Source organism: Pseudomonas sp. PAMC 25886, assembly GCF_000242655.1.
Lineage (GTDB): Bacteria > Pseudomonadota > Gammaproteobacteria > Pseudomonadales > Pseudomonadaceae > Aquipseudomonas.
On sequence record NZ_AHHC01000050.1, the window covers coordinates 340,961 to 366,396 of the forward strand.

Below are 25,436 nucleotides of genomic sequence, written 5' to 3' on the forward strand. Positions count from 1 at the left end.
CGATTCAAAAAGTAGTGGCGATCAGCGTGCGAGACGCTGCGCCCATGCGTTTACGGCTTCTTCGATCAACGCATACGCGTGCACAAAAGCAGCTTTCCCCTGACGGTAGGGGTCGCTGATCTCTCGCTCGTTTTGCCATTTCCCCAGCAGCAAGACCTTGCCTCGTGCCTCGGGAGCCATGCTGAGTACGGCACTGATGTGCTGTCGTTCCATCACCAGGATCAGGTCGGCGTCGCTGATCGCCTGTGGCGCCAGTTGGGTGGCCTGGTGCTCGTCGGCTGGATGGCCATGGGCTTCGAGTACCGCACGCGCGGTGGTTTCAATCGGCTTGCCGACCAACGCGGCAATACCTGCAGAACTGACCTTGATATCGGAGCGCGCGAGTGCGCCACGCAAAAGACTTTCCGCGGTGGGACTACGGCAAATATTGCCAATACAGACAATCAACACTCTTTTAAACAAGGCGATATTCCCCGGGGCATCCATTACCCATGAAACAACTAGTAACTTCACGGCAGTATTTAGTACCACGGAACTTTGACCTCACCCAAAATTATCTTTGGACGAAAAATAACAGCACCCGGTTTCATGTACGACTAACCCGACAATTTATAACATTCGTGACTTTGCAGCGTTCATCGGCTTTAAATTAAACAACATGCCATATCGTTTTATATAGACAGAGGGACGCCCCATGAGCGCAAATGCCAATAAGGCCTGGTATCTGGTCCAGTGCAAATCCCGGCAGGATGAGCGCGCCGAGGAGCATCTGCAGCGCCAGGGCTATACCTGCTTTCGGTCTACCTATAAACGCGAACGGCTGTTGAAGGGCCAGCGAAGGACCACCCGCGAATCACTGTTTCCCGGGTACCTGTTTATTCAAATGAGCCTGCAGGACAGCTGGAGCTCACTGCGTTCGACCCGTGGCGTGTCGCGGGTCGTCGGGTTCGGCGCGCACCCGCTGCCCATCAGCGATGCGCTGGTGGACGAACTCCAGGAGCGCGACCATCAGGCCGTGGTGGCCACCCTGCTGAAGCCGGGCGAAAGCGTGCGTATCCATGAAGGCCCGTTTGCCGAACTGGAGGCGGTCTTCCTGGCCATGGACGGTGAACAACGGGTGGTGTTGCTGATGAACTTCCTGCAACGAGAACAGCGCATCAGTTTGCCTTTAACCGACGTCAGCCGAGTTCAGGCAACTTACTGACATCCCGTTAAACAGACCAAAAATAACCATCAACTTACTAACAGACTAAAAATAACATCGCCTTACTTTTTCGCCTCTTCAGAATAGAGTAATACCTGAATAAACAGCGAGGAACAGCCATGAAAAGTTCAAAGCTATTGGTAGAGCGTATCGGCCTGTTTCCTTCTTCGGGAAACATCCACGTCAACGTTAATAGTTCAACCACCGTGGTAGAACGCATGCAGGTGTTATACGCCAGCCATTCGCTGGACAGCGATGAATCCGGTGCCGGGCTTTCAATGGTATTCGCCGACTGGCGCTTCAAGTTACAAGTGAGTAATCCCCTGTCCGTTTGCCTGTGTGTGGAAAGCCGCGGCGACAGCCATTTCATGCAGGTCAAGACCGCCGAATTACTGGCCAATATCTCCTGCACCGAGGAGCGACCATGAGCATTTATGGGGATTTGAAACGTGCCTATGCCCTGAAGGGACTCACCACCGCCTTTGAAGGTTTTGTGGGCCTGGCGCCCAACGAACACCTACCGACCGAGCACTATGCGCGCAACACCCAGGTCATGTCCCGCTGGCTGGATCATTTGCGCGGCAACTCGCCGCTGGACATTACCGATACGCTGTTCAAGCAGATGAAGCGTGCTCAGCGCCGTGGCGATGCCCGGCGCTTCAACTCTCAGACGATGCTGCTGGGGCTGCTGGTGGAAAGCAACATGGCCATGGACCTGGCCACTTACTCGGCGTTCAACGGTGTGGGAGCGGCCCGCCAGGAAGGTTCCTGATGGGCCTGGTCGGCCCCGGAAACGGCGACGGCCACATGGTTGAGCAGCTTCTCGGCGTTGTACTTGGGCACCATCGCACTTAACAACAGAATCACCATTCCCCCACCGATCAACGACGGGGAAACCCGCACCTCAACCACCTCAAGGCGCCATAGAAACGCCAGCGCCGCCATCCCGCCCAAAAAGCCACCGGCCAGCGCCTCGTTGAGCGGATGAATATAGGGGGCGACGCAATACGCACTGAACCAGCCGGTGACCAACATTCCGGCGATAGCCGCGGGCCAGCGCCAATCGGGATTGATGCGGCGCGCCACCAGGCTCATTGCCACAGGCACCATCAGCGAGGTATTCATGGCGTGACCACTGAGCACGGCAATATCAAGGTGTTGGAGCGACACGCCCCAGCCCTTGAACAGCAATTTGCTGAACGCCACGATGGAATAGGTGCACGCGATCGTCATCAGCCACCACTTGACCGCCTGGGGCCGGGAATACCAGAGCCAGACGGCGATCACCACGGCGGCCGGAATCATGACGGTGATACCGCCGTATTGCGCAAGTTCTTCCCGTATCACGTGCTGTTCCCTACCCGCAAGTTTTCCCGGGCCCATGAGACCTCAGACCCGGGCAAAACACAACGACTTCAGGGCGCGGCAGCCAACGATTGCGGCGAAAATACCTCGGTATCGGTCAATGCCTGAACCTCTACCCGGTGCGGGAAAATCTTCTTTTCCACAAACAAATCATCCACCTGCTGCAACGCCTGTATGTCCCGTTCCTCGACCGGCAACAGCGACTCATCACCCCATTTGCGCAGCAACTGTGAAACCTCCAGCGGGATATCGTTGACCTTGGCAAACACCCGCGCGTATTCCTCGGGGTTCTGCTGCGCCCACTCGAAGGCCTTGGCGAAACGCTGCAGGACGTCACTCAACGCCTTGCGCTTGAGCGGGTCGGCCAGCACCTCATCGGAGGCGGTGATAAAGGTCAGGCCGGTGTTGATGCCCTCCCCGCTGATCAGCACCCGCGCGCCCTTTTGCTCGGCGAACGCCTGATACACCCCGAAGGTAGCCCAGGCTTCGATCTTGCCGGCATTGAACGCGGGCAACGCATCGGTGGGCAGGACGAAGCCAACGTTGACGTCCTTTTCATCCACGCCCGCATTCTCCAGGGCGCGGATCAACAGGTACTGGGAAATGCTGCCACGGGCGGACGAAACCACCACATTGCGGCCTTTGAGGTCTGCCACGCTGTGGATCGGTGAATCGGGCGGCACCAGGATCGCAATGCTCCGTGCCTGGCTGCGACGCACGGCGACGATACGCAATGGCGTGCCCCCGGTCGCGGCCGCCAGCACCGGCGTATCACCCGCAGGGCCGAGGTCTACGGCGCCGGCGCGCAACGCTTCGAACAGCGGCGCGGCGCCCTGGAAGTTGGCCCACTGAACCTTGTAGTCGATGCCGTCCAGGGCGTGAGAGGCCTCCACCACGGTGCGCAAGCCCTTGGCCTGGTCACCGAGGATCAAGGTCACGCCGGACAACGCCGAAGCGGACTCAGGGGCTTCGGCGGCTTTGTCACAGCCGCCCATCACTAGCGCCGCTGCCAGCAGCAAAACCGTTCTGAACTCAACCATGGGCAAACCGCCGCACGCTGGCACTGGCGGGCTGTGCGGCCGGGGCGTCTACTTCCACGCCCAGCAGGCTCAGCAAGCGTGCACGAATCGCCTGGAAACCGTCCTGCCCGGTGTCCCGTGCGCGGGGCAGATCGATGCTCAGTTGCTCGGCAATCTTGCCGTCCGCCAGCACGATCACACGGTCGGCCAGCAGGATCGCTTCGTCGACGTCGTGGGTCACCAGCAACACGGCCGGCGTGTGTTTGCGCCAGAGTTCGATGATCAGGCGATGCATCTTGATGCGGGTCAGCGCATCCAGGGCGGCGAAGGGTTCGTCCAGCAACAGCAGCTTGGGCTCGCGCACCAGGCCACGGGCCAATGCCACACGCTGGGCCTCGCCGCCGGACAGCGTTGCGGGGTACGCCTCCAGCCGATGGGCCAGCCCGACTTCCGTCAAGGCCTGCACCGCACGGGCCTTGGCGTCGGGCACCCGCAGGCCGAGGATCACGTTTTTCCAGGCGCGCTTCCACGGCATCAACCGCGGCTCCTGGAACACCGCCGCCCGAGCCTTGGGCACGCGCAGTTGGCCGCTGTCGATACTGTCCAGGCCCGCGAGGCTGCGCAGCAAGGTAGTCTTGCCGGAACCGCTGGCGCCCAGCAGCGCGACAAACTCCCCGGGGGCGATATCCAGGTCCAGGCCATCAATGACCCGCTGCTGGCCGAACTGGCGCACCACATTACGCAACTGCACCGGTGCTGCTGAAGCTTCGAGAGTCGACATGTCAGTTCCTCACAAACGATGGGCGCCAGGCCAGGGCAAAACGTTCCAGGGTGCGGATCAAGCCATCGATCAGCAGGCCCAGCACGCTGTAGATCAGCAGGCAGATCACGATCACGTCGGTGCGCATGAAGTCGCGCGCATCACTGGCCAGGTAGCCAATGCCGGCGGTGGTGTTGATTTGCTCGACGAACACCAGGGCCAGCCACGAGATGCCCAGGGAATAGCGCAGGCCGACAAAAAACGACGGCAGCGAGCCCGGCAGGATCACATGCCAGATCAGCTCGCGACGATTGAGGCCAAGGGTGTTGGCGGCCTCGATCAATTTGGGGTCGATGTTGCGGATGCCGGCGAACAGATTGAGGTAAACGGGAAAGGTGGTGCCGGTGACAATCAGCGCGATCTTGGTGAACTCGCCGATGCCGAACCAGAGGATGAACAACGGCACCAGCGCCAGGGACGGGATGGTGCGAAGCATCTGCATCGGTGAGTCGAGGATCACCTCGCCACGCTTGGACAGCCCGGTGATCAGCGCCGCCACCACCCCGATACTCACACCGATGCTCAAGCCCAGCAGCGCCCGTTGCAGCGACACCAGCAAGTGCTTGCCCAACTCGCCGGAGACGATCATTGCCCACAAGGTGCCGCCAATCTGCGACGGCGCGGCGATGACCCGCGCCGGGATAAAGCCCAGCTCGGAGGCCAGCTCCCACAGCAGCAGCAACACAATCGGGCTGACCAGGCGCAGCAACACGTCGGGGGTGCGCCAGTTGCGCAGCCAGCGGGGAATCAACCGGGATGCAACCCCGGCGTGACCCTCGGCCTTGTCGACGGAAAACGAACTGGCGTTAAGGGACTTTTCAGTCATCGGGCTTCCTTCCTCATCAAGAACACGGCCAGGAGCGCCGCTGCGGTTTCATGCTATTCGCATAAAAAACCTCAGTGAAATTCTATTTGGGAATAACCTAATGCGATTAAAATGCGCATTACTGATAACTATATAAAAATATGATTCTGTATTTTTATAATTAGGATAGAACCAATCGGCATTTTACAGGCCCGGGCACTGCCCCTATTTTCGATACCAGCTTTATTCCTGCCCTCAACAAGGACTGACCATGAGCATCGAATTTATCGGCTATATCGGCGGCCACCACGCCTCGGAGATCCACCCCCGCAGCGGCCCGACCTTGCAACCCGACTACGTGGAAACCGTGGCCCGCGCCCACGAAGAGGCCGGCTTCGACCGCGCCCTGGTGGCCTTCCACTCCAACAGCCCGGACAGCACCTTGATCGCCGCCCACGCGGCCAGCGTGACCCGCAAATTGAAGTTCCTGATTGCCCATCGACCCGGGTTTGCCCAACCCACCCTCGCCGCCCGGCAATTCGCCACGCTGGATGTGTTCAACGGTGGACGCACCGCCGTGCACATCATCACCGGCGGCGATGACCGTGAACTGCGGGCCGACGGCAGCCATATCGACAAGGACGAGCGCTATGCGCGCACCGACGAATACTTGAGCGTGGTGCGCCAGGAATGGACCAGTGAAAAACCCTTCGACCATCACGGCACTTACTACCAGTACGAGGGTGCGTTTTCGACGGTGAAGTCGCCGCAGCAGCCGCATATTCCGCTGTATTTTGGCGGGTCTTCAGCGGCCGCCATTGCGGTGGCGGGCAAGCATGCGGATGTGTATGCGCTGTGGGGTGAGACCTACGAGCAGGTGAAGGAAGTGGTCTCTCAGGTGCGCGCTGAGGCAGCCAAACATGGGCGTACGGTTCGCTTCAGTTTGTCGTTGCGGCCGATCCTGGCGGAGACGGAAGCGCTGGCGTGGGAGCGTGCGGATCGCATCCTGGAGCAGGCGACGGCGTTGGCTGAGAAGAATGGGTTTGTGAAGCGTGAACCGCCGAATGAGGGGTCGCGTCGGTTGTTGGCGGCGGCGGCCCAGGGGTCGCGTCTGGATAAGCGGTTGTGGACCGGGATTGCCGGGTTGCTGGGGGCCCAGGGGAATTCGACGTCGCTGGTGGGCACTGCTGATCAGGTGGCTGAGGCTCTGCTCGACTATTACGACCTGGGTATCACGACCTTTTTGATTCGTGGGTTTGATCCGCTTGATGATGCGATTGACTATGGGAAGCGGCTGATTCCGCTGACCCGCCAGTTGGTGGCTGAACGGGAGCGGCAGGCGGCTGAAAAAGTCGCCTGACACCACCTGCGGGAGCTGCCCACGCAGCTCCAGCAGAGAAAATCGCTGATTGCATCCAACCCTCTCGCCACGCTAAAGTTGAGAATAATTATCAATCACTAGCTGGCACCTGCACTCCATGAACAACCGCAGCAGTTTCGAACAGGACGTCGAACACCTCTACCTTGAACACAGTGGGTGGTTGAAAAACTGGTTGCGCAAACGTCTGCACGAAACCGCCGATGCCGATGATCTTGCCCAGGACACCTTCGTGCGAATCATCGGTGCGCGGCGTCCGGTCAATGAGTTGCGCCAGCCCTTGGCCTACCTCGCCACCATCGCCAACAGCCTCCTGATCAACCGCTGGCGCCGCCAGGCCGTGGAGCGCGCTTACCAACACGTGTTGGCCGAGCAACCACAAGCGCTGGAGATATCGCCGGAAGACAAATACCTGCTGATCGAAACTCTGGTGGAAGTCGATGAACTGCTGCACGGAATGCCCGCCGGCATGCGCGAAATCTTCCTGCTGTCGCAGCTCGACGGGCTGACCTACAAGCAGATCGGCAGCCAGTTGGGCCTGAGTGTCGACAAGGTGCAAAAGTCCATGAGCAAGGCATTCACGCTGTGCTACGCCAGCCAGTTCGAGTAAGCGCCGTGTCGGTTCAGGATCTTCAGGAACACCCCATCCCCGAATCCGTGCGTGACCAGGCTGTCGCCTGGTTCACCCTGGCGCAATCGGGTGAGATCAGCCCGCAGCAGCAGGAACAGTTGCAACAGTGGCGCCAGGCCGATCCCCAACACGAACGCGCCTGGCAACGCTTCACTACCCTCACCCAGCAGTTGCAACGGCGCAGCCAGCAACTGAGCACTCCGCTGGCACGCCAGACCTTGCAACAGACCCGAACCCTGGAGCGTGATCGTCGCCAGGTGCTGAAAATCCTGTTGGGTGCCGGCTTGTTGGGCGGTACCGCCTGGCAGGCCAGCGACAGCTTTTGGATTCAAAGCGCCTTGGCCGACTACCACACCGCCACCGGCGAACGCCGCCACCACACCCTGAGCGACGGCACACAAATCTGGCTTAACACCCGAACGCTGCTGGATGCGCAATACGATGCCCAGGAACGCCGCCTGACCGTGCGTCAAGGCGAAGTCGACATCCTCACCGCCAGCGACCCCGCCCGGCGCCCCTTGTTGGTGTACACGGCCGAAGCGCGCCTGCAACCGTTGGGCACGCGCTTCACTGTGCGCCGCGAAGACGATGGCCGCGGAACCCGGGTCGCCGTCAGCAGCGGCCGGGTCGCGGCGAGCCTCAAGGCAGGGGGCGAGGCGCTGGTGGTAGACGCCCACTCACAGGCCTGGATCAGCAGCACTCGCGTCTACCCGGCACAACCGGCCAGCCTGAACGAAACGGCATGGATCGACGGATTCATCGTGGCCGAACGCATGCGACTTGCGGATTTCGCGCAGGAGCTGACCCGCTATCTGCCCGGTATTTTGCGCTGTGAACCGGCAGTCGCGGACTTGCGACTGAGCGGATCTTACCCGCTGAACAACCCTGGGCAGATCTTCGCAATGCTCGAACAAAGCCTGCCGGTGAAGGTACAACAGCGCACCCGTTATTGGGTCACCCTCACCACGCGATGAGCCTGTCGTGAAAATAAACTGAAAAAAGCGGCAGGTTTTTCATTCTCGTTTGGCTTATGGGCGAATCCCGCTCATTGCAGTGGCGGGAAAGCCCTCCTCCTGACTCCGGAAACCTGCCATGAACGACCGCTCCGCCCCTCGCCCACGCAGCAGCAATCATCGCTGTGCATCAACCCTCAGCCTGGTCCTGTTCAGCGGTGCGGTACTTGCGCAAAGCGTGCTCGCACCGGTCGCCCTGGCGCAAACGGCGGACAGGCAGATCCACTTCGCGGTCGGCGCAGGGCCGCTGGACCAGGTGCTGGGCCAGTTCGGATTGCAAGCATCCATTGCGGTTTCCGCCAACGCGAGCCTGACCGCCGGCAAAAACAGCCCGGGCCTCGAGGGTGCCTACACAGTAGCCCAAGGCTTTGCGCGGATTCTGGCGGGCAGCGGTTACACCGCCGCGCTGCAAACCAACGGCAGCTATGTACTGGTGCCCCAGGCCGAAAGCAAGGGTGCCCTGGAGCTCGGTGCCACCAATATCAATGCCACGGGGCTGGGTGCTACCACGGAAAATACCGGTTCCTACGCCACCGGCTCGATGCAGACCGCCACCAAGCTGCCGCTGTCGCTGCGTGAAACGCCGCAATCGGTGACCGTCATCACCCGTCAACGCATGGACGACCAAGGCATGCGCAGCCTCGACGATGTGGTGCAAGCCACCCCAGGGCTGCGCATGTCCGCAGCACGGCCGGCCAACAGTGAGTATTTCTCCCGCGGTTTCCCCATCAACAACCTGATGTTCGACGGATTGCCCACCACTTACAACGCCGACTGGGTAGCCGCTGCCGACATGGCGCCCTACGACCACGTGGAAATCGTGCGCGGCGCCACCGGGCTGATGCAAGGTGCAGGCAACCCGTCCGCGGCCATCAACATGGTGCGCAAGCGACCGACGCGGGAGTTCCAGGCCAGCGTCACGGGCAGCGCCGGCAGTTGGGACAATTACCGCTCCGAGCTGGACGTGTCCGGCCCTCTCAACGACAGCGCCAGCGTGCGTGGACGGTTTGTCGGGGCGTATCAGGACAAGGACAGCTTCCAGGATTACGCCGGCCGCGAACGGGGGGTGTTCTACGGCATCAGCGAGTTCGACCTGAGCGACAGCACCACCCTGACGCTTGGAGCGTCGGACCAGAACGATAACAACAACATCAACTGGGGTGGGTTACCGGTCAACAGCGACGGCAGCCATGCCAATTTTTCGCGCTCCAAGACCTTTGGATACAGCTGGAGCCACCAGGACATCGACAACAAAACCGTATTTGCCGAGCTGGATCATCGTTTCGACAATGACTGGCGCCTGCACCTGGCCGCGTCAAAGAACTGGTCTGACTTCGCGCTGACCGGTGCCGTACTGGAACACTACGGCGCCTATCAGCAACGGGTGTTCAACCAGACCCGCAACTACGATCAGTCCACTTATGACGCCTACGCCAGCGGGCCGTTCAGCCTGCTGGGGCGCCAGCATGAACTGGTGGTGGGTGCCAGCAAGCGCCAACTCAAGACCAGCGGCAAGGGCGGCAACATGTTCATTCCAGTGGCCGACATCATCAACTTCAGCCCCCGCAGCGTACCCAAGCCCACTGTGCCGGACAGCTACGACCTGAATGAAAAAGTCGACCAGGAAGGTCTCTACATCACCACCCGCTGGAGCATCACCGACCCGCTGAAAGTCATCCTCGGCGCACGCCTGGACTGGTATGACACCACCTCGATCTACAACCAGATCAATGACGGTTACTACACCAACAGCCAGTACAAGGTCACCCGCAACCTGACGCGCTACGCGGGTGTGATCTATGAACTGGACGAGCACCACTCGGTCTACGCCAGCTACACCGACATCTTCATGCCGCAAAGCGAGATCGCCAACGACAACTCGGTAATCAAGCCGATCGAGGGCAAGAACTACGAAATAGGTATCAAGGGTGAATACTTCGGCGGCGCGCTCAATGCCAGTGCCGCGCTCTTCCAGATCGACCAGGAAAACCGCGCGGCCTTGCTCGACAACCAGTCCCAGTGCGCGCGCAGCAACGACGGTGTGTACTGCTACGAAGCCGCCGGCAAGGTCCGCAGTCAGGGTATCGACCTGGAACTGATCGGCGCCCTGACCCCTGATTGGCAAGTAGGCGCCGGCTACACCTTCGCCCAGGCCAAGTACCGCAAGGACGCCGACCGCACCAAGGAAGGCCGTCTGTTCGACACCGACCTGCCACGCCACATGTTCAAGTTGAACACCGTGTACACCCTGCCAGGGGAGCTGAATCAGTGGCGTGTCGGCGCCAACCTGTATAGCCAGAGCAGCATGTTCAACAAGGGCAGCAACTCCAGTTTCGGCCCTTACCATATCGAACAGGAGGCCTATGCACTGGTGGGATTGATGGTGGGCTACAAGGTCAATCAACACCTCGATACCCGGCTGAACGTCAACAACCTGTTCGACAAAAAGTACTATCAGGGCATCGCCGGCAATAGCACATGGAGTCCGTATGATGTGTATGGCGATCCGCGCAATTTCTCGGTGACCGCCAAGTACAGCTTCTGACCCGACCTGCGGTGAGAGAGCAGTCTCTCTCACCGCACCGATCAGTTCTTGTAGTCGGTATCGCTGCGCTCCAACTGCCGAATCAGCGCATTCCAGTGCCGCGCCACGCCGGGCCCATCACCGCTCTTGAACACCTCAGCCTGCTTCTCCACCTTGGCCACCACCTCGGCCGGCGGAAAGATCAACTCGGCATTCCCCCCCGCCTGCGCCGCGATCTGGATATTGCACGCCCGCTCCAACCCCTGCAGTTGCTGAAACGCATGCTCCACACTCACCCCCGCTGTCAGCAGCCCGTGGTTACGCAGGATCATCACACTCTTGTCCCCCAGGTCCGCCACCAGCCGCTCACGCTCGTCCAGGTCAAGGGCCACGCCTTCATACCCGTGATACGCCACGCGCCCGGAAAAACCAATGGAGTGCTGGGAGATCGGCAACAACCCGTCCTTCTGCGCCGACACCGCAATGCCGTCGCGAGTATGCGTATGCAGCACCGCTTGCAGGTCGTGGCGAGCCGCATGGATGGCGCTGTGGATCACGTAGCCCGCGTAGTTGATACCCAGGCCGGTGGGGTCATCGACGATGGTGCCGTCGATGTCCACCTTGACCAGGTTGGAAGCGCTGATCTCATCGAACAACAACCCATAGGCGTTGATCAGAAAATGCTCCTCAGGCCCCGGCACGCGGGCGGAGAAGTGGGTGTAGATGTGGTCGGTCCACTTGTACAAGGCCGCCAGCCGATAGGCCGCCGCCAGCTTGACGCGCACCTCCCACTCTTCCGGAGTAACCCGCTGGCGAACGTTGTTCGAGACACTGGAGATCGAGGTGACGCTGCTCATGGCAAAACTTCCTGGATGGCCTTAAGGACTTCCAGGCAAGCCTATGGGATGCCAAAAAATAATAAAAAGCACATTTTAATCTAAGCTAATTATTATTTTTTTTCATATCACGCCGCATTCCGGATCTTGTGCAACGATGTCGCCACCAACTTGCCAAAGGCATCCACCGGCCCTTGCAGGTTGCCAAGGAAGTGCGGGTAGATCAGCCACAGGTCCATCACTGGCTTGAAATCCTTCAGCGGCATGGCCGCCAGTTGATCCCGATGGGCACTGCGTTCCAGCAGCGGGCGTGGCACCAGGCCAAGGCCCAGGCCGTCAGCCACCAGGCCCAATTGCAGCTCGGTGCCAAAGGTCTCCAGGTTGACCCGCAAGGCCAGGCCCTGGTCCGACAGGGTGCGTTGCAACCCGGCGCGGAAGCCACAGCCATCCGGGTTGAGGATCCAGCCGCTCTGGTACACATCGGCCAGCTTGCACGGCTTTTTCGGCAGTTGGGCCTTGGCGCAGACCACCACCAGTTCCATCTTGCCGATGGATTCGCCGACGATGTTGTCCGGGAAGATCTTGCCCGCCGGGAACAGCGCCGCTGCTGCGTCCAGTTCGCCGCGCTCGATCTTGCCCACCAGTTGGCTGCCCCAACCGGTGGCCACCTGGGCCCGCAGCTCGGGGTATTCGCTGCGCAGATGCTTGAGGGCATCCAGCAGCACCACGTCGCCGATGGTTTGCGGCACGCCCAGGCGCAGCAGGCCGGTGGGCGGTGCGTCGGTCGCGACCAGTTCGCGCAGGGCGTCCATTTCCCGCAGGATCGAACGGCACTGTTCATACACCCGCGTACCGATCAAAGTAGGCTTGAGCGGCTTGGTGTTGCGGTCGAACAGCTCCACCCCCAGCGCCTGCTCGAAGTTCTGCACGCGACGGGTGATCGCCGGCTGGGTCAGTTGCAACGACTCGGCGGCGTGGCTGATGGACTGGCAACGAATCACTTCGACAAAGGCATCGATATCGTCAATTTTCATTTGGGCCGCACATAGAGAACAGTCATTAAGATGTGTGAAAAGCATAGTTCCATAAACGGTGGCTGGATAGCCCGCCACCCGATCGATAACGTCTAACGCTATTCAAACCGGTTCTAAATTACTTTCCGCTATAACCTAATCATTAAAAAATAGCATATTAACTATAAACATTATGCTTAGATAAACCCATCACCACGAACCACACCCACGATGGAATTGTCATGACCCAGGCCCGACACCCGGAGAGACTCAGAGCATTCATTGGCGCCCTGGCGGAATTGATCGACGGCAACCCTCGCGAAGGTGACCTGCTGCACCGCGGCGGCAAGCTGCTGGCGCAACTGGTGAGCCACGATGACTGGCTGCCGGACGAATTTGCCCAACCCAACCCTGAGCGTTATCAACAATTTCTGCTGCACGCCGATTCGCGCCAGCGCTTCAGCATTGTCAGTTTTGTGTGGGGGCCGGGGCAAACCACGCCGATCCATGACCATCGGGTGTGGGGGCTGATCGGCATGCTGCGCGGCGCCGAGTATTCCCAGGGGTTTGAGCGCAACGCCGAGGGCGCGTTGATCCCGGATGGAAAACCCATCCAGCTGGAACCCGGCCAGGTGGAAGCCGTGTCGCCAAAGATCGGCGACATCCATCAAGTCAGCAATGCCTTCGACGACCAGGTGTCCATCAGCATTCACGTGTACGGCGCCAATATCGGTGCCGTGCGCCGCGCCGTGTATCAGCCGGACGGCAGCGAGAAACTGTTTATCTCCGGTTATTCCAACGCCTTTCTCCCGAACATCTGGGATTTGTCCAAAGAGAGCCCTGCCCTATGAGTACTGCATCGAACCGCACCTTCGCCCAGATTCGCCAGGCCCTGTCGGACCATGAAGAAGTTGCCCTCGTGGATGTGCGCGAGGAAGCGCCCTTCGCTGAATCCCACCCGCTGTTCGCCGCGAATATCCCGCTGTCGAAACTGGAACTGGAGGTGTATTCGCGCATTCCGCGCCTGGACACCCACGTGACCGTGTACGACAACGGTGAAGGCCTGGCGCAGATCGCCGCCCAGCGTTTGCACGCCCTCGGCTACACCCGGGTCAGCCTGCTGGAAGGCGGCCTGGACGGTTGGCGCAACGCCGGCGGCGAATTGTTTATCGACGTTAATGTACCCAGCAAATCCTTCGGCGAACTGGTGGAAAGCCAGCGCCACACGCCGTCCCTGGCGGCTGAAGAAGTGCAGGCATTGCTCGACAGCAACGCCGACGTGGTGGTGCTCGACGCCCGCCGCTTTGATGAATACCAGACCATGAGCATTCCCACCGGCATCAGCGTGCCGGGGGCTGAACTGGTGCTGCGCGCCCGTGAACTGGCGCCCGACCCGGCCACCCGTATCATCGTCAATTGCGCCGGGCGCACCCGCAGCATCATCGGCACGCAGTCACTGATCAACGCCGGCATCGCCAACCCGGTGTCCGCCCTGCGCAACGGCACCATCGGCTGGACCCTGGCCGGGCAGACGCTGCAACACGGCCAGGCCCGACGCTTTGCGCCGACCTCAGAAGAACATCGCCAGATTGCCGCCAGGGACGCCCGCCAAGTCGCCGACAAGGCCCGCGTAGGCCGCGCCACCCTCGCCGATCTGCACCGCTGGCAGCAGGAAGCGACACGCACCACTTACCTGTTCGACGTACGCACCCCGGAAGAATTCGAAGCCGGCCACCTGCCCGGCGCGCGCTCTACACCCGGCGGCCAACTGGTACAGGAAACCGATCACGTCGCCAGCGTGCGTGGCGCCCGGCTGGTGCTGGCGGATGACGACGGTGTGCGGGCCAATATGTCTGCGTCCTGGCTCGCGCAACTGGGTTGGGAAGTGCATGTGCTGGATGACCTGCAACCCGCGCACTTCAGCGAGCAGGGAGCCTGGGTCGCCCCGGTTCCGGCACCGCAACAGGCCGAACTGATCAGCCCCCGGACCCTGGCCGAATGGCAGGCACACGGCGACACCGCGGTGCTGGACTTCACCAGCAGCGCCAATTACGTCAAGCGCCACATTCCCGGTGCGTGGTGGGCGTTGCGCGCACAACTGCCCGACGCCTTGCGCAAGGTGCCCGCCGCCGAACGCTACGTGTTGACCTGCGGCAGCAGCCAACTGGCGCGCCTCGCGGTAGCCGAGGTGGAAGCACTGACCGGCAAGCAAGTGTTCCTGCTGCAGGACGGCACCGCCAGCTGGATCGCCGCACAACTGCCCCTGGAAGAAGGCGAAACCCGCCTCGCCTCGCCCCGCATCGACCGCTACCGCCGCCCGTATGAAGGCACCGACAACCCGCGGGAAGCCATGCAGGCCTACCTCGACTGGGAGTTCGGCCTGGTGGACCAATTGGCCCGCGACGGTACCCATGGGTTCTATGTGATCTGAACCCCACCTGGAGCGAGCCTGCTCGCTCCTGTTCCCATTACCAGCCGACCCCTTCTCCAGGCGGAGGTGACTGAACGCAAGACTTAGCCTGGAGCACCCCCGATGCGCTTTACCCTCGCCCTTTTACTGGCCGCCCTCACCCTGGGCGCGACCTGCCAGGCCGCCGACCTGCAACCCCTGCGGGTGGCCAACCAAAAATCCACCATCAAGGCCCTGCTGGAAGTCGCCGGCGAAACCCGGGATGTGCCCTACGAAATCCAGTGGTCCGAATTCCCCGCCGCCGCGCCGTTGGGCGAAGCCCTCAACGCCGGTGCCGTGGACATCGGCGCCCTGGGCGATGCGCCCTATGTGTTCGCCCTCGGTGCCGGTGCACCGTTGAAGGTGGTCAGCATCATCCACGCCGAAGGCCGCAACACCACCGCGCTCATCGTGCCCAAGAACTCCCCGATCCACGACCTCGCCGACCTCAAGGGCAAGCGCATCGTGACCACCCGTGGCTCCATCGGGCACTTCCTGGCGATCAAGGCGTTGCGCAGCGCCGGCCTGTCCACCCACGACGTGCAGTTCATCTTCCTGCTGCCCAGCGAGTCACGCCTGGTACTGGACAACGGGACAGCGGATGCCTGGTCCACCTGGGATCCCTACACCACCGTCGTCACCTCCCAAAGCCAGGCCAGGGTCCTTGCCAGCGGCAACAACCTGCTGAGCAATCACCTGTACCTCGCCGCCACCAGCAAGGCGATCGCCGACAAGCGCGTGCAACTGGATGACTTTGTCGCCCGGGTCGACCGTGCCTACCGCTGGAGCAACGAGCATCCGCAGGAATTCGCCGCGGCCATGGCGAAAATCACCGGCTTGCCGCTGGAGGTGCACGTGGCCGTCGCCAACGCCACCCATATGCAGCCGGTCGTGATTGACGACACGGTGATCAGCGGCCTGCAAGCCACCGCCGACATCTACCAGGAAGAAGGCCTGCTGACCAAACACATCGACGTCTCCCAAGGCTTCGACAAGAGCTTCAACGCCAAGCGTGCCCCCCTCACCCAAGCTTCCCGCTAACAGGAGATCGATCATGAGCAAACGCCAACTGAAACTCGGTGCCATGGTGCACGGCGTCGGTCACGGCTGGGGCGAATGGCGCCACCCGCAGGCGCAACCCAATGCCAGCGTCAACTTCGGGTTCTACAAACACCAGACGCAACTGGCCGAAGGCGCGAAGTTCGATTTCGTGTTCATCGCCGACAGCCTGCATATCCATGAAAAATCCAGCCCGCACTACCTCAACCGCTTTGAGCCACTGACCATTCTTTCAGCCCTGGCGGCCCTGACCTCGAATATCGGCCTGGTGGCGACGGTCACCGTCAGCTACACCGAACCGTTCCAGGTGGCGCGCCAGTTCGCCTCGCTGGACCACATCAGCGGCGGCCGCGCCGGCTGGAACGTGGTCACCTCGTGGCTCAGCGGCACCGCCGACAACTTCGGCAAGGCCGAGCACCCGCCGCATGCCGTGCGCTATCGCATCGCCAAGGAGCACGTAAACGTGGTCAAGGGCCTGTGGGATTCCTGGGAAGACGATGCCTTCGCCTACGACAAGCAGAGCGGCGAGTTCTTCACGCCTGGCAAGCTGCACGCGCTGAAGCACAAAGGCGAGTTTTTCTCGGTCAAGGGCCCACTGAACATCGCCCGCTCGCGCCAGGGCCAACCGGTGATTTTCCAGGCCGGCACCTCCGAGGACGGGCGCAATTTTGCGGCCGAAAACAGCGACGCGATTTTCGTCCACGCCGAGACCTTCGACGAAGCAAAAGCCTACGCCCAGGACCTGAAAAAACGCGCCCGCCGTTTTGGCCGTGACGCCGATCAGTTGTCGATCCTGCCGGGCATCCGCCCGATTGTGGGCCGCGACGAGACCGAGGTGGAAAGCCGCTATCAGCAAGCGGTGGACCTGGTGACCGTCGAGGATGCCATCGTCGCCCTGGGCCGCCCGTTCAACGACCACGACTTCAGCCAGTACCCGCTGGACGAACCCTTCCCGGAACTCGGCGACCTGGGTTCCAACAGCCAAAAAGGCGGCTCCGACCGCATCAAGCAACTGGCCCGCGACGAGGGCCTGACCCTGCGGGAAGTGGCCCTGCGGTTCTCCCGGCCCAAGCGGGATTTTGTCGGCACCCCGGAGCAAGTCGCCGACGCGATCCAGACCTGGTTCGAAGCCGACGCTGCCGACGGGTTCATCATCAATTCACTGCTGCCGGATGGCCTCCAGTACTTCACCGAGCTGGTGGTGCCGGTGCTGCAACAGCGCGGCCTGTTCCGCAGTGAATACAGCGGCGTCACCCTGCGCGACAACCTGGGCCTCGACGTACCGGCCAACCGCTACAGCGCCGCCTTTGAAACCCAACCCACACAGCTCGCCATCTGACCAGGGCACGACCATGACGAACACGATCAAACAGGGACAGTTCAATCGTCGCGGCTTCCTGGGCGCCAGTTCGATTGCCCTGGGCGCACTGGGCCTCGCCTCGCTGGTGCCACGGGCTTTTGCGGGGCCGGCGAAGCTCTCGGACCTGACCCTCGCCGTCGCCACCTACCGTGGCCAGGACTCGTATTTCACCGACGACGCCGGCACCTCCGACACCCCCTACAAGGTCGACTACGCCGAGTTTGCCGGCGGCAACCTGATCGTCGAAGCGCTGGCCTCGGGCAGCCTCGACATTGGCGGCATGAGCGAGATCCCACCGATCTTTTCGATCCAGAGCCACCGCGAACCGAAGCTGATCGCGGTGCTCCAAGGCGACGTGAATAACCAGGTGATCCTGATTCCCAAGGATTCGAAAATTGAATCCATCGCCCAGCTCAAAGGAAAACGTGTGGGCTACGTGCGCTCCACCACGTCCCACTACTTCTTGATCAAAGCCTTGAAGGAACAAGGGCTGACATTCAACGACATCACCCCCGTGGCACTGACGCCGCAGGATGGTTTCAGTGCGTTCCAGAGCGGCCAGCTGGACGCCTGGGTGATCTATGGGGTGTTTATCCAACTGGCGAAATTCCGCAGCGGTGCCCGGGTGTTGAAAACCGCCCTCGGCTACCTCTCCGGCAACTACCTGATCGGCGCCCGCCCCGCCGCCCTGGAAGACCCGCTGCGCAAACAGGCGATCCAGGATTACCTGCAACGCCAGGCGCGCACCCTGGAATGGATGAACAACAACCCCGAGCCCTGGGCCGAGAAATCAGCGAAGTTGCTGGGGGTGGATAAAGCGGTGTTCCTCGACGTGTACAACAACCGCAGCCAGCCCTATAGCGTGATTGAGGTGAACGACCAGGCCATCGCTTCGCAGCAGGAAGTGGCGGATCTGTTCTTCAACGCCGGGGTGTTGAGCGAGCGGCTGGATGTCAGCCCGTTATGGGATCGGCAGTTCAAGTTGCTGCCGATATAACTGGCCTTCAAAAACGCCGAATAACCCATTTGGGGGCGGGTTTGCTGTGGTGAGGGGGCTTGTCTCCCGATTGATGGGGCTGCTTCGCAGCCCAGCGCGGGGCAAGCCCGCTCACCACAACAAGCCCGATCACCACAACAGGCCCGCTCACCACCGCAAGCCCGCTCCCACCTTTTGAACGAGTACACCCATCATGAGCCTTTCTTCTCAACCGTCACTGCGCTCCGTGGAAGTGGCCAATTTCGAAGCCTTGCTGGAACGCCTCGGCAGCCAGCTCGCCGCCACCGCCCACCTTTACGATGAAAGCGGCGCGTTCCCCCACGATAACTTCACGCTGCTGCACCAGCACGGACTGGTCGCCCTGACCGTGCCCAAGGCGCTGGGCGGTGGCGGCGCCAACCTGGCCCAGGCGCGCAAGGCCATCAGCGCCATCGCCAAGGGCGAACCCTCCACCGCGTTGATCCTGGTGATGCAGTACCTGCAACACACCCGCCTGCAAGACAGCAAAACCTGGCCGCCTGCCTTGCGCACCCAAGTGGCCGAAGACGCGGTGCGCAATGGCGCGCTGATCAACGCCCTGCGGGTCGAACCCGACCTCGGCACCCCGGCCCGTGGCGGGCTGCCGGCGACGATCGCACGGCGTACCTCCGCCGGTTGGCGCATCAGCGGTCGCAAGATCTACTCCACCGGCAGCCATGGCCTGACGTGGCTCAGCGTGTGGGCGCGCAGCAGCGATGAAGACCCGCTGGTAGGCGCCTGGCTGGTGCACAAGGACAGCCCCGGCATCAGCATTGTCGAGACCTGGGACCACCTGGGCATGCGCGCCACCTGCAGCCACGAAGTGGTGTTCGATAACGTGCTGGTGCCGTTGGACCATGCGGTCAGCGTCAGCCCCTGGAGCGCGCCGCAGGCGGAACTCGACGGTGACGGGTTCCTGTGGATGTCGGTGTTGCTCTCATCGGTGTACGACGCCGTGGCCCAGGCCGCGCGCGACTGGCTGGTGGACTGGCTGGAACAGCGCAAACCGTCCAACCTCGGTGCGGCGCTGTCGACCTTGCCGCGCTTTCAGGAGACCGTCGGGCATATCGACACCCTGCTGTTTGCCAACCGCAGCCTGCTGGACGCCGCCGCCGACGGGCACACCCCGGCAGCCAATGCCGCGCAAATCAAATACCTGGTGACCGGCAACGCAATCCGCGCCGTGGAGCTGGCCATCGAGGCCTCCGGCAATCCTGGCTTGTCCCGCCACAGCCCGCTGCAACGGCATTACCGCGACGTACTCTGCAGCCGCGTGCACACCCCGCAGAACGACGCCGTGCTGCAAGGTGTCGGCAAAGCCGTCTTCGCTCAACGACAGAAGGAACGCACATGAGCCAGGTGATTATCGCCAGCCAGCTGGACGAAGATTTCAACGCAGTGATCCGCGAGCGCCTGGCCCTCACGCACCCCGGTGCCGAGGTCATCGGTGTACCCGCCGGGGTGCCCAGCGACTTGCCGCCCCAGGCCAATATCCTGCTGGCGCGGCCGATCAATGTGCGTGGCTACACCGCGCCAGACGCCCCGCCACCGGGCTGGCCGTATGGCGTGCAGTGGATTCAGGTGGTGTCGTCGGGCATCGATTTCTACCCCAAGTGGCTGTTCAACGGGCCGCCGGTGAGCACCTCACGGGGCAGCGCCGCCGAGAACCTCGCCGAGTTTGCCCTGGCGGCGATCTTCGCCGCGGCCAAGCATTTACCGGATATCTGGGTGCAGGATTCACAATGGCAATTCACCCCATTGCGCCCGCTCAAGGGCACGACGTTGGGAATTCTCGGGTTTGGCGCGATTGGCCACAGCCTGGCGCAGAAGGCTCATGGGCTGGGGATCAAGGTCGTGGCGTTGCGACAAAGCCAGACGCCGTTTGACGTAGACGGCGTGGAAGCGGCGCGGGATATCCACGACCTGTTCGCTCGCGCTGATCACCTGGTGCTCGCCGCGCCGTTGACCGAGGCCACGCGGCATATCGTGAATCGTGAAGTGCTGGCGAGTGCCAGGCCGGGGTTGCACCTGATCAACATTGCCCGGGGTGGTTTGGTGGATCATGAGGCGCTGCTGGAAGCGCTGGACAGCGGCCATATCGGGCTGGCTTCGCTGGATGTGACCGAGCCCGAGCCATTGCCCGACGGGCATGCGCTGTACGGGCATCCGAGGGTCAGGGTGTCGCCGCATACGTCGGCGATTTCGACCCATAGCCGGCATGATATTGCGGACAGTTTTCTGGGCAATCTGGAAAGGTACCTGGGTGATCTGCCGCTGGAAAACCTGGCCGATACCCAACGCGGTTACTAAGCCCGGCGCGATTAAAAATGTGGGAGCTGGCTTGCTGTGGTGAGGGGGCTTGTCCCCTGTCGGGTTCACTACAGATTGGTGGGGCTGCTGCGCAGCCCGGCGCGGGGCAAGCCCGCTCACCACAGCAAGCCCACTCACCACAGCAAGCCCGCTCCCACATTTGTTTTTTGTTGACTGAAAAACATCATCAGCCTTACGCATCACAATCAAACAACTACATACCTATTTTTTATAATTAACTTATAACTAATCGGACTTTTACGCCCGTCATTTATACAAATACTGTTACATCCAATACCGACCCCTGACCAGGTGGAGGCCCGACTTTGCCTAAACCGTCAACCACCTCAGGGGTCCATCATGAGTCCTACCGCCGTACCCAATCGCCTGACACTGGCCATCTCCCTCGCCCTGTTCGGCCTCACTGCCCATGCCGACGACACCGCCCTGCCGGTGGTCAACGTCACCGCCGAGCACCGCAGCGAAGACCTGCAAAAAACCCCGCTGGCGATTTCCGCGTTCGATGAAAAAGCCCTCGAAGACAAGCAGATCAACAGCGTACGCGATCTCTCGGGCCAGGTACCCAACCTGACACTCAGCCGCCAGTCGATCTCCTACAGCGCCCAGACCTATGGCATCCGCGGCATCGGCGAAACCGACCCGATCCAGGAAGCCGCCGTCGCCGTCTACGCCGATGACCTGTACATCCCCCGCGCCATTTCCTCGATGCTCGACTTCAACGATGTGGAACGCGTCGAAGTGTTGCGCGGCCCACAGGGCACGCTGTATGGCCGAAACAGCAGCGCCGGCGCGATCCGTGTGATCACCCGCGACCCCACCCAGGAAACCCGTGGCTTTGTCGAGCTGGGCGCCGGCAACTACGACGCGCAGAACGCACGCCTGCTGATCAGTGGGCCGCTGGTGGACAACGCATTGTTCGGCAGTTTCTCGGCGATTCGCCTGAGCCGCGACGGCACCGTGTCCGACCCGACCCGTGGCAAGGACGTGAACAACGTCGACATCCAGTCCTATCGCGGCAAGCTGCGCTACAAGCCGGTGGATTCGCCCTGGGATGTGCAACTGACCCTGGCCGGCACCTTCGACCGTGGCGACACCACCAGCTACACGCCCTTCGACGCCAACGGGCATTTCGACAAGTTCAAGAGCTACAGCAGCCTCGACCCGAAAAACCGCCTGGACCAGGGCAGCTCGGTGTTGCGGGCGATCTATGCGATCAATGACAACCTGAATTTCAAGTCGGTGACCGCTTATTCGGCGTTCCACCAACCGGTGGATTACGACAACTCCGGGCAAGCCGCGCTGATCCAGAACAACCTGATCCTGTACAAACAGAACTATGCGACCCAGGAGTTCCAGCTCAACGGCGACTACGACGATTTCAGCTTCAGCACCGGCGTGTACCTGTACCGCGAGAAGTTCGACGCCGACCGCGACAACCTCACCTACTCCATCGCCCGCAACCGGGTGATCGGCCAGGGCCAATACAGCACCACCAACACCGAAAGCTACGCGCTGTATGGCCAGGGCACCTACAAGCTCACGCCACAACTGTCGCTGATCGCCGGCCTGCGCTTTACCCGCGAGCACAAGAATTTCGACTTTACCAACTACGCGATCAACACCAACCGGGAAATCACCGGCACCAACTTCACCGCCGAGTCGAGCAAATCCTGGCAATCCACCAGCCCGAAAATCGGCTTCGAATACGCCTGGACTCCGCACCTGAACCAGTACGCCTACGTCGCCAAGGGCTTCAAGGCCGGCGGTTACGACAACCGCGCACCGACCCAGGCCGCCGCCGAACAGGCGTTCTCCCCGGAAGACGTGACCACCTGGGAAACCGGGGTCAAGGGCGACTTCTTCGACCAGCGCCTGCGGGCCAACGTCGCGGTGTTCTACAACGACTACAAGGACCTGCAAACCAACGCCTATGACCCGGCGCTGGGCGTGAGCCTGCGCACCAACGTTGGCCGCGCCCACACCTACGGTGTGGAGCTGGAAACCCTCACCGCCCTGAGTCGCGACCTGCAATTGACCGCCAACGTCGGCTACCTGCAAAGCAAGTACGACGACTTCCAGAACGCCAGCGGTGCCGGGGTGGATGCCAACGGCAAGCAACTGGTGTTCTCGCCGCGCTGGAACGCCAGCCTGGGCCTGAACTACACCATTCCTGCCGGGTTGCCCGGCACCTGGCTGGCGGGCACCGATGCGCAGTTCCAGACCAAGTCCTATGCCAACGCGCTGAACGACGACATCCAGGAAATCCCGCAACAGACCTTCTGGAACGCCAACACCCGCTACATCAGCGGCGACGGTCACTGGACCACCACCCTCGCGGTGAAAAACCTGCTGGACCGCGCCTACCCGCAGTCGGTGGGCTACGTGCCCTCAAGCGGCGCCCGCTACTACTCGGTCAACGACCCGCGAACCCTGTTGCTGACCGTGCGCTACGACCTCTGACGCTACCCCTCCAAAAGCACCGCTATCTCAAGGAGCGAATCATGGCTTTTACCCGCAGGGAACTGATTTCCCGTATTGCCGCCGTGGGCGGTTATTCCGCCGCTGTCAGCGCACTGGGCGCGCTGGGGCTGACGCCTCAGGCAGTGGCATCGAGCTTTACCCCGCTGCAATTGGGCAGCACCGGCAAGGGCAAGAACGTGGTGGTGGTCGGCGCCGGGATCTCCGGGCTGGTCAGCGCCTACGAGCTGCGCAAGGCCGGTTTCAACGTGACGATCCTGGAGGCCCGCGACCGGGTGGGCGGGCGCAACTGGACGCTGCGCCGTGGCACCAAAGTCGACTTCGACGACGGTGTCAGCCAGACCGTCGACTTTGATGACGGGCAGTTCTTCAACGCCGGCCCCGCGCGCATTCCCAGCCACCACCAGACCCTCCTCGGCTACTGCCGCGAGCTGGGCGTGGAGCTGCAAGTGCTGGTCAACAGCAGCCGCAACGCCCTGGCCCGGCCGGACACGCAGCAACCGGCGTTCCAGTTGCGCCAGGCGGTCAACGACACCCGTGGCCAGCTCTCGGAACTGCTGGCCCGTACCGTCAGCCGCAAGGCCCTGGACCAGGACCTGAGCGTGGACGACCGCAAGGCCCTGCTGAGTTTCCTCAAGGTGTACGGCGACCTCAACGGCGACCTGCAATACAAGGGCTCGGTGCGTTCCGGCTACACCCGGGTGCCCGGTGCCGGTGATCAAACCGGCGTGACCCGCGCCCCGCTGGAGCTGCAAACCCTGCTCAATCCCAAGCTGTGGGGCGCGCTGGTGTTCGACGAAATACCGGAGTTTTCCTCCACCATGTTCCAGCCGGTGGGTGGCATGGACCGCATTCCGTATGCCTTCTACGAGCACCTCAAGGATGCGGTGCGCTTCAACGCTGAAGTCAGTGATATCCAGACCTCAGAGCAAGGCAGCCGCATCAGCTACCGCGACCGCCTCAGCGGCAAGACCCAGACCCTGAGCGCCGACTACGCCATCGTCACCGTGCCGTTGCCACTGCTGGCCAAGCTGCCGAGCAACTTCACCGCGCCGTTCAAGCAGGCGATCCAGACCGCGCAAAGCGACCAGGCCAACAAGGTGGCGTGGCAGGCACCGCGTTTCTGGGAAACCGACTTCAACATCTACGGCGGCCTGTCGTACCTCGACCATGAAGTCAAAGGGTTGTGGTACCCCAGCGACCGTCTCAACAGCGCCCAGGGGATTCTGGTGGCGGCCTACAACACCAGCGAGTCGGCCCAGGCTTTCAGCAAAAAATCCCTGGCCGAACAGTTCGCCTCTTCACGCCAGGCGGTGGAGCTGTTGCACCCCGGCCACAGCGCCAAACTGCAAAAACCGGTGGCGATCAACTGGTCGAAAGTCAGCTACAGCAAGGGCCCGTGGATCGTCAACGACGAGGTTGGCGAGAGCGCCTATCGCCTGCTCAACGAGCCCCAGGGCCGTACTTACCTGGCCAGCGACGCCCTCGCCCACGGCGGTGTCGGCATCTGGCAGAACAGCGCCGCCGACTCCGCACGGCGCATCGTCTCACTGATCGGCCGCCATGCCGAACGCCAGCAACCGGGCGTTGCCGCCTGAACCTTCTCACTCAAGGAATGAACTGATGAAAACTCTTTTTGCAGGACTGCTGATGACCGCCACCACCCTCGCCGCCCACGCCGATGAGATCAAGCGCGTGCCGCTGCCCAACTCGAACTTCCCGATCTCGCTGGCGGTGTCGGTGCCACCGAAAACCGAGCTGCTGTTTGTCAGTGGATTGCTGGCTGATGTGCACGACCCCAAGGCACCGAAAGACTCGTTTGCGGCCTATGGCGACACGGCGATCCAGACCACTTCGATCCTCAACAAGCTCAAGGGCGTACTGCAAAGCCAGGGCCTGGATCTGGGGGATGTGGTGCAGTTGCGGGTGTTCCTGGTAGGTGATCCGGCCAAGGGCGGCAAGCTGGACTTCGCCGGGTTGCAGGAAGGCTACACGCCGTTCTTCGGCAGTGCCGAGCAACCGAAAAAACCGGCGCGCACTGCCGTGCAAGTCGTCGCGTTGCCGTTGCCCGGCGGGCTGGTAGAAATCGAAGCGGTTGCTGCGCGCAAACGCTGATCCCCCGGGCATCGCAAATAA

Annotated in this window: 24 protein-coding genes; 17 read left to right on the top strand and 7 right to left on the bottom strand. The window is 61.8% G+C overall.

Annotated features, from left to right (window positions below; all coding sequences use genetic code 11):
• Positions 1-21: 21 nt before the first annotated feature.
• Complete coding sequence (locus MUM_RS0117125) at positions 22-462, bottom strand: low molecular weight protein-tyrosine-phosphatase (protein ID WP_169389399.1); 441 nt, start codon at positions 460-462, stop codon at positions 22-24.
• Positions 463-694: 232 nt separating this feature from the next.
• On the opposite strand from MUM_RS0117125, the gene rfaH reads away from it, so the two are divergent.
• From rfaH to MUM_RS0117140, 3 genes are all read left to right on the top strand, one after another.
• Entirely contained in the window at positions 695-1,204 is a 510-nt protein-coding gene (gene rfaH, locus MUM_RS0117130; RefSeq protein WP_010171931.1) for a transcription/translation regulatory transformer protein RfaH, read from the top strand.
• Between the two features lie 119 nt (positions 1,205-1,323).
• Positions 1,324-1,632 carry a phosphomannomutase gene (locus tag MUM_RS0117135; RefSeq protein ID WP_237151027.1) on the top strand — a complete coding sequence of 103 codons (309 nt, stop codon included), beginning with the start codon at positions 1,324-1,326 and terminating at the stop codon, positions 1,630-1,632.
• Positions 1,629-1,976, top strand: a complete 348-nt coding sequence (locus tag MUM_RS0117140; protein WP_010171933.1) for a hypothetical protein — start codon at positions 1,629-1,631, stop codon at positions 1,974-1,976. The genes MUM_RS0117135 and MUM_RS0117140 overlap by 4 nt, the downstream gene beginning before the upstream one ends.
• Here MUM_RS0117140 and MUM_RS0117145 read toward each other — a convergent pair.
• From MUM_RS0117145 to MUM_RS0117160, 4 genes are all read right to left on the bottom strand, one after another.
• The gene (locus MUM_RS0117145; RefSeq protein ID WP_010171934.1) at positions 1,928-2,551 is read right to left on the bottom strand and encodes a hypothetical protein; all 624 of its coding nucleotides are present in this window, start codon (positions 2,549-2,551) and stop codon (positions 1,928-1,930) included. The genes MUM_RS0117140 and MUM_RS0117145 overlap by 49 nt on opposite strands.
• 68 nt (positions 2,552-2,619) lie before the next feature.
• A complete protein-coding gene (locus tag MUM_RS0117150; protein ID WP_010171936.1) occupies positions 2,620-3,609 on the bottom strand; it encodes an ABC transporter substrate-binding protein in 990 nt (329 codons plus the stop codon).
• Positions 3,602-4,369, bottom strand: coding sequence for an ABC transporter ATP-binding protein (locus MUM_RS0117155; RefSeq protein ID WP_010171938.1), 768 nt, complete (start codon positions 4,367-4,369; stop codon positions 3,602-3,604). The genes MUM_RS0117150 and MUM_RS0117155 overlap by 8 nt, the downstream gene beginning before the upstream one ends.
• 1 nt (position 4,370) lies before the next feature.
• Positions 4,371-5,234: an ABC transporter permease gene (locus tag MUM_RS0117160; RefSeq protein WP_010171940.1), complete on the bottom strand. Its 864-nt coding sequence runs from the start codon at positions 5,232-5,234 to the stop codon at positions 4,371-4,373.
• A 250-nt stretch (positions 5,235-5,484) separates the two neighbouring features.
• Between MUM_RS0117160 and MUM_RS0117165 the strand changes: the two genes are divergently transcribed.
• The 4 genes from MUM_RS0117165 to MUM_RS0117180 all read left to right on the top strand — a co-directional run bounded on the left by MUM_RS0117165 (position 5,485) and on the right by MUM_RS0117180 (position 10,780).
• The gene (locus MUM_RS0117165; RefSeq protein ID WP_010171942.1) at positions 5,485-6,573 is read left to right on the top strand and encodes an LLM class flavin-dependent oxidoreductase; all 1,089 of its coding nucleotides are present in this window, start codon (positions 5,485-5,487) and stop codon (positions 6,571-6,573) included.
• Between the two features lie 118 nt (positions 6,574-6,691).
• Positions 6,692-7,201 (top strand): sigma-70 family RNA polymerase sigma factor, encoded by a 510-nt coding sequence (locus MUM_RS0117170; RefSeq protein WP_010171944.1) that lies wholly within the window; start codon positions 6,692-6,694, stop codon positions 7,199-7,201.
• 5 nt (positions 7,202-7,206) lie between these two features.
• Entirely contained in the window at positions 7,207-8,196 is a 990-nt protein-coding gene (locus MUM_RS0117175) for a FecR domain-containing protein (protein WP_029615965.1), read from the top strand.
• Between the two features lie 118 nt (positions 8,197-8,314).
• Positions 8,315-10,780: a TonB-dependent siderophore receptor gene (locus MUM_RS0117180; protein ID WP_010171947.1), complete on the top strand. Its 2,466-nt coding sequence runs from the start codon at positions 8,315-8,317 to the stop codon at positions 10,778-10,780.
• Positions 10,781-10,821: 41 nt separating this feature from the next.
• Here MUM_RS0117180 and MUM_RS0117185 read toward each other — a convergent pair whose 3' ends face one another.
• Both MUM_RS0117185 and MUM_RS0117190 read right to left on the bottom strand, forming a co-directional pair.
• The gene (locus tag MUM_RS0117185) at positions 10,822-11,616 is read right to left on the bottom strand and encodes a class II aldolase/adducin family protein (RefSeq protein WP_010171950.1); all 795 of its coding nucleotides are present in this window, start codon (positions 11,614-11,616) and stop codon (positions 10,822-10,824) included.
• Positions 11,617-11,723: 107 nt separating this feature from the next.
• Entirely contained in the window at positions 11,724-12,629 is a 906-nt protein-coding gene (locus MUM_RS0117190; RefSeq protein ID WP_010171952.1) for a LysR family transcriptional regulator, read from the bottom strand.
• A gap of 221 nt (positions 12,630-12,850) precedes the next feature.
• Here MUM_RS0117190 and MUM_RS0117195 point away from each other — a divergent pair, with 221 nt between their 5' ends.
• The 10 genes from MUM_RS0117195 (at position 12,851) to MUM_RS0117240 (ending at position 25,415) form a co-directional block, all read left to right on the top strand.
• Complete coding sequence (locus MUM_RS0117195; protein ID WP_010171955.1) at positions 12,851-13,459, top strand: cysteine dioxygenase; 609 nt, start codon at positions 12,851-12,853, stop codon at positions 13,457-13,459.
• Positions 13,456-15,039: a rhodanese homology domain-containing protein gene (locus MUM_RS0117200; RefSeq protein WP_010171957.1), complete on the top strand. Its 1,584-nt coding sequence runs from the start codon at positions 13,456-13,458 to the stop codon at positions 15,037-15,039. Before MUM_RS0117195 ends, MUM_RS0117200 begins: the two co-directional genes overlap by 4 nt.
• A gap of 102 nt (positions 15,040-15,141) precedes the next feature.
• On the top strand, positions 15,142-16,098 hold the full coding sequence (locus MUM_RS0117205) for an ABC transporter substrate-binding protein (protein ID WP_010171959.1): 957 nt from the start codon (positions 15,142-15,144) through the stop codon (positions 16,096-16,098).
• 13 nt (positions 16,099-16,111) lie between these two features.
• On the top strand, positions 16,112-17,455 hold the full coding sequence (locus tag MUM_RS0117210) for an LLM class flavin-dependent oxidoreductase (protein WP_010171961.1): 1,344 nt from the start codon (positions 16,112-16,114) through the stop codon (positions 17,453-17,455).
• 13 nt (positions 17,456-17,468) lie between these two features.
• Positions 17,469-18,473 carry an ABC transporter substrate-binding protein gene (locus MUM_RS0117215; RefSeq protein ID WP_010171963.1) on the top strand — a complete coding sequence of 335 codons (1,005 nt, stop codon included), beginning with the start codon at positions 17,469-17,471 and terminating at the stop codon, positions 18,471-18,473.
• A 193-nt stretch (positions 18,474-18,666) separates the two neighbouring features.
• Positions 18,667-19,845, top strand: coding sequence for an acyl-CoA dehydrogenase family protein (locus tag MUM_RS0117220; RefSeq protein ID WP_010171965.1), 1,179 nt, complete (start codon positions 18,667-18,669; stop codon positions 19,843-19,845).
• Positions 19,842-20,801, top strand: a complete 960-nt coding sequence (locus MUM_RS0117225) for a D-isomer specific 2-hydroxyacid dehydrogenase family protein (RefSeq protein ID WP_010171967.1) — start codon at positions 19,842-19,844, stop codon at positions 20,799-20,801. The genes MUM_RS0117220 and MUM_RS0117225 overlap by 4 nt, the downstream gene beginning before the upstream one ends.
• A gap of 360 nt (positions 20,802-21,161) precedes the next feature.
• Positions 21,162-23,282 carry a TonB-dependent receptor gene (locus MUM_RS0117230; protein ID WP_010171969.1) on the top strand — a complete coding sequence of 707 codons (2,121 nt, stop codon included), beginning with the start codon at positions 21,162-21,164 and terminating at the stop codon, positions 23,280-23,282.
• 41 nt (positions 23,283-23,323) lie between these two features.
• Complete coding sequence (locus tag MUM_RS0117235; RefSeq protein ID WP_010171970.1) at positions 23,324-24,898, top strand: flavin monoamine oxidase family protein; 1,575 nt, start codon at positions 23,324-23,326, stop codon at positions 24,896-24,898.
• 25 nt (positions 24,899-24,923) lie between these two features.
• Positions 24,924-25,415: a RidA family protein gene (locus MUM_RS0117240; RefSeq protein WP_010171972.1), complete on the top strand. Its 492-nt coding sequence runs from the start codon at positions 24,924-24,926 to the stop codon at positions 25,413-25,415.
• The last annotated feature ends 21 nt before the right edge of the window (positions 25,416-25,436 follow it).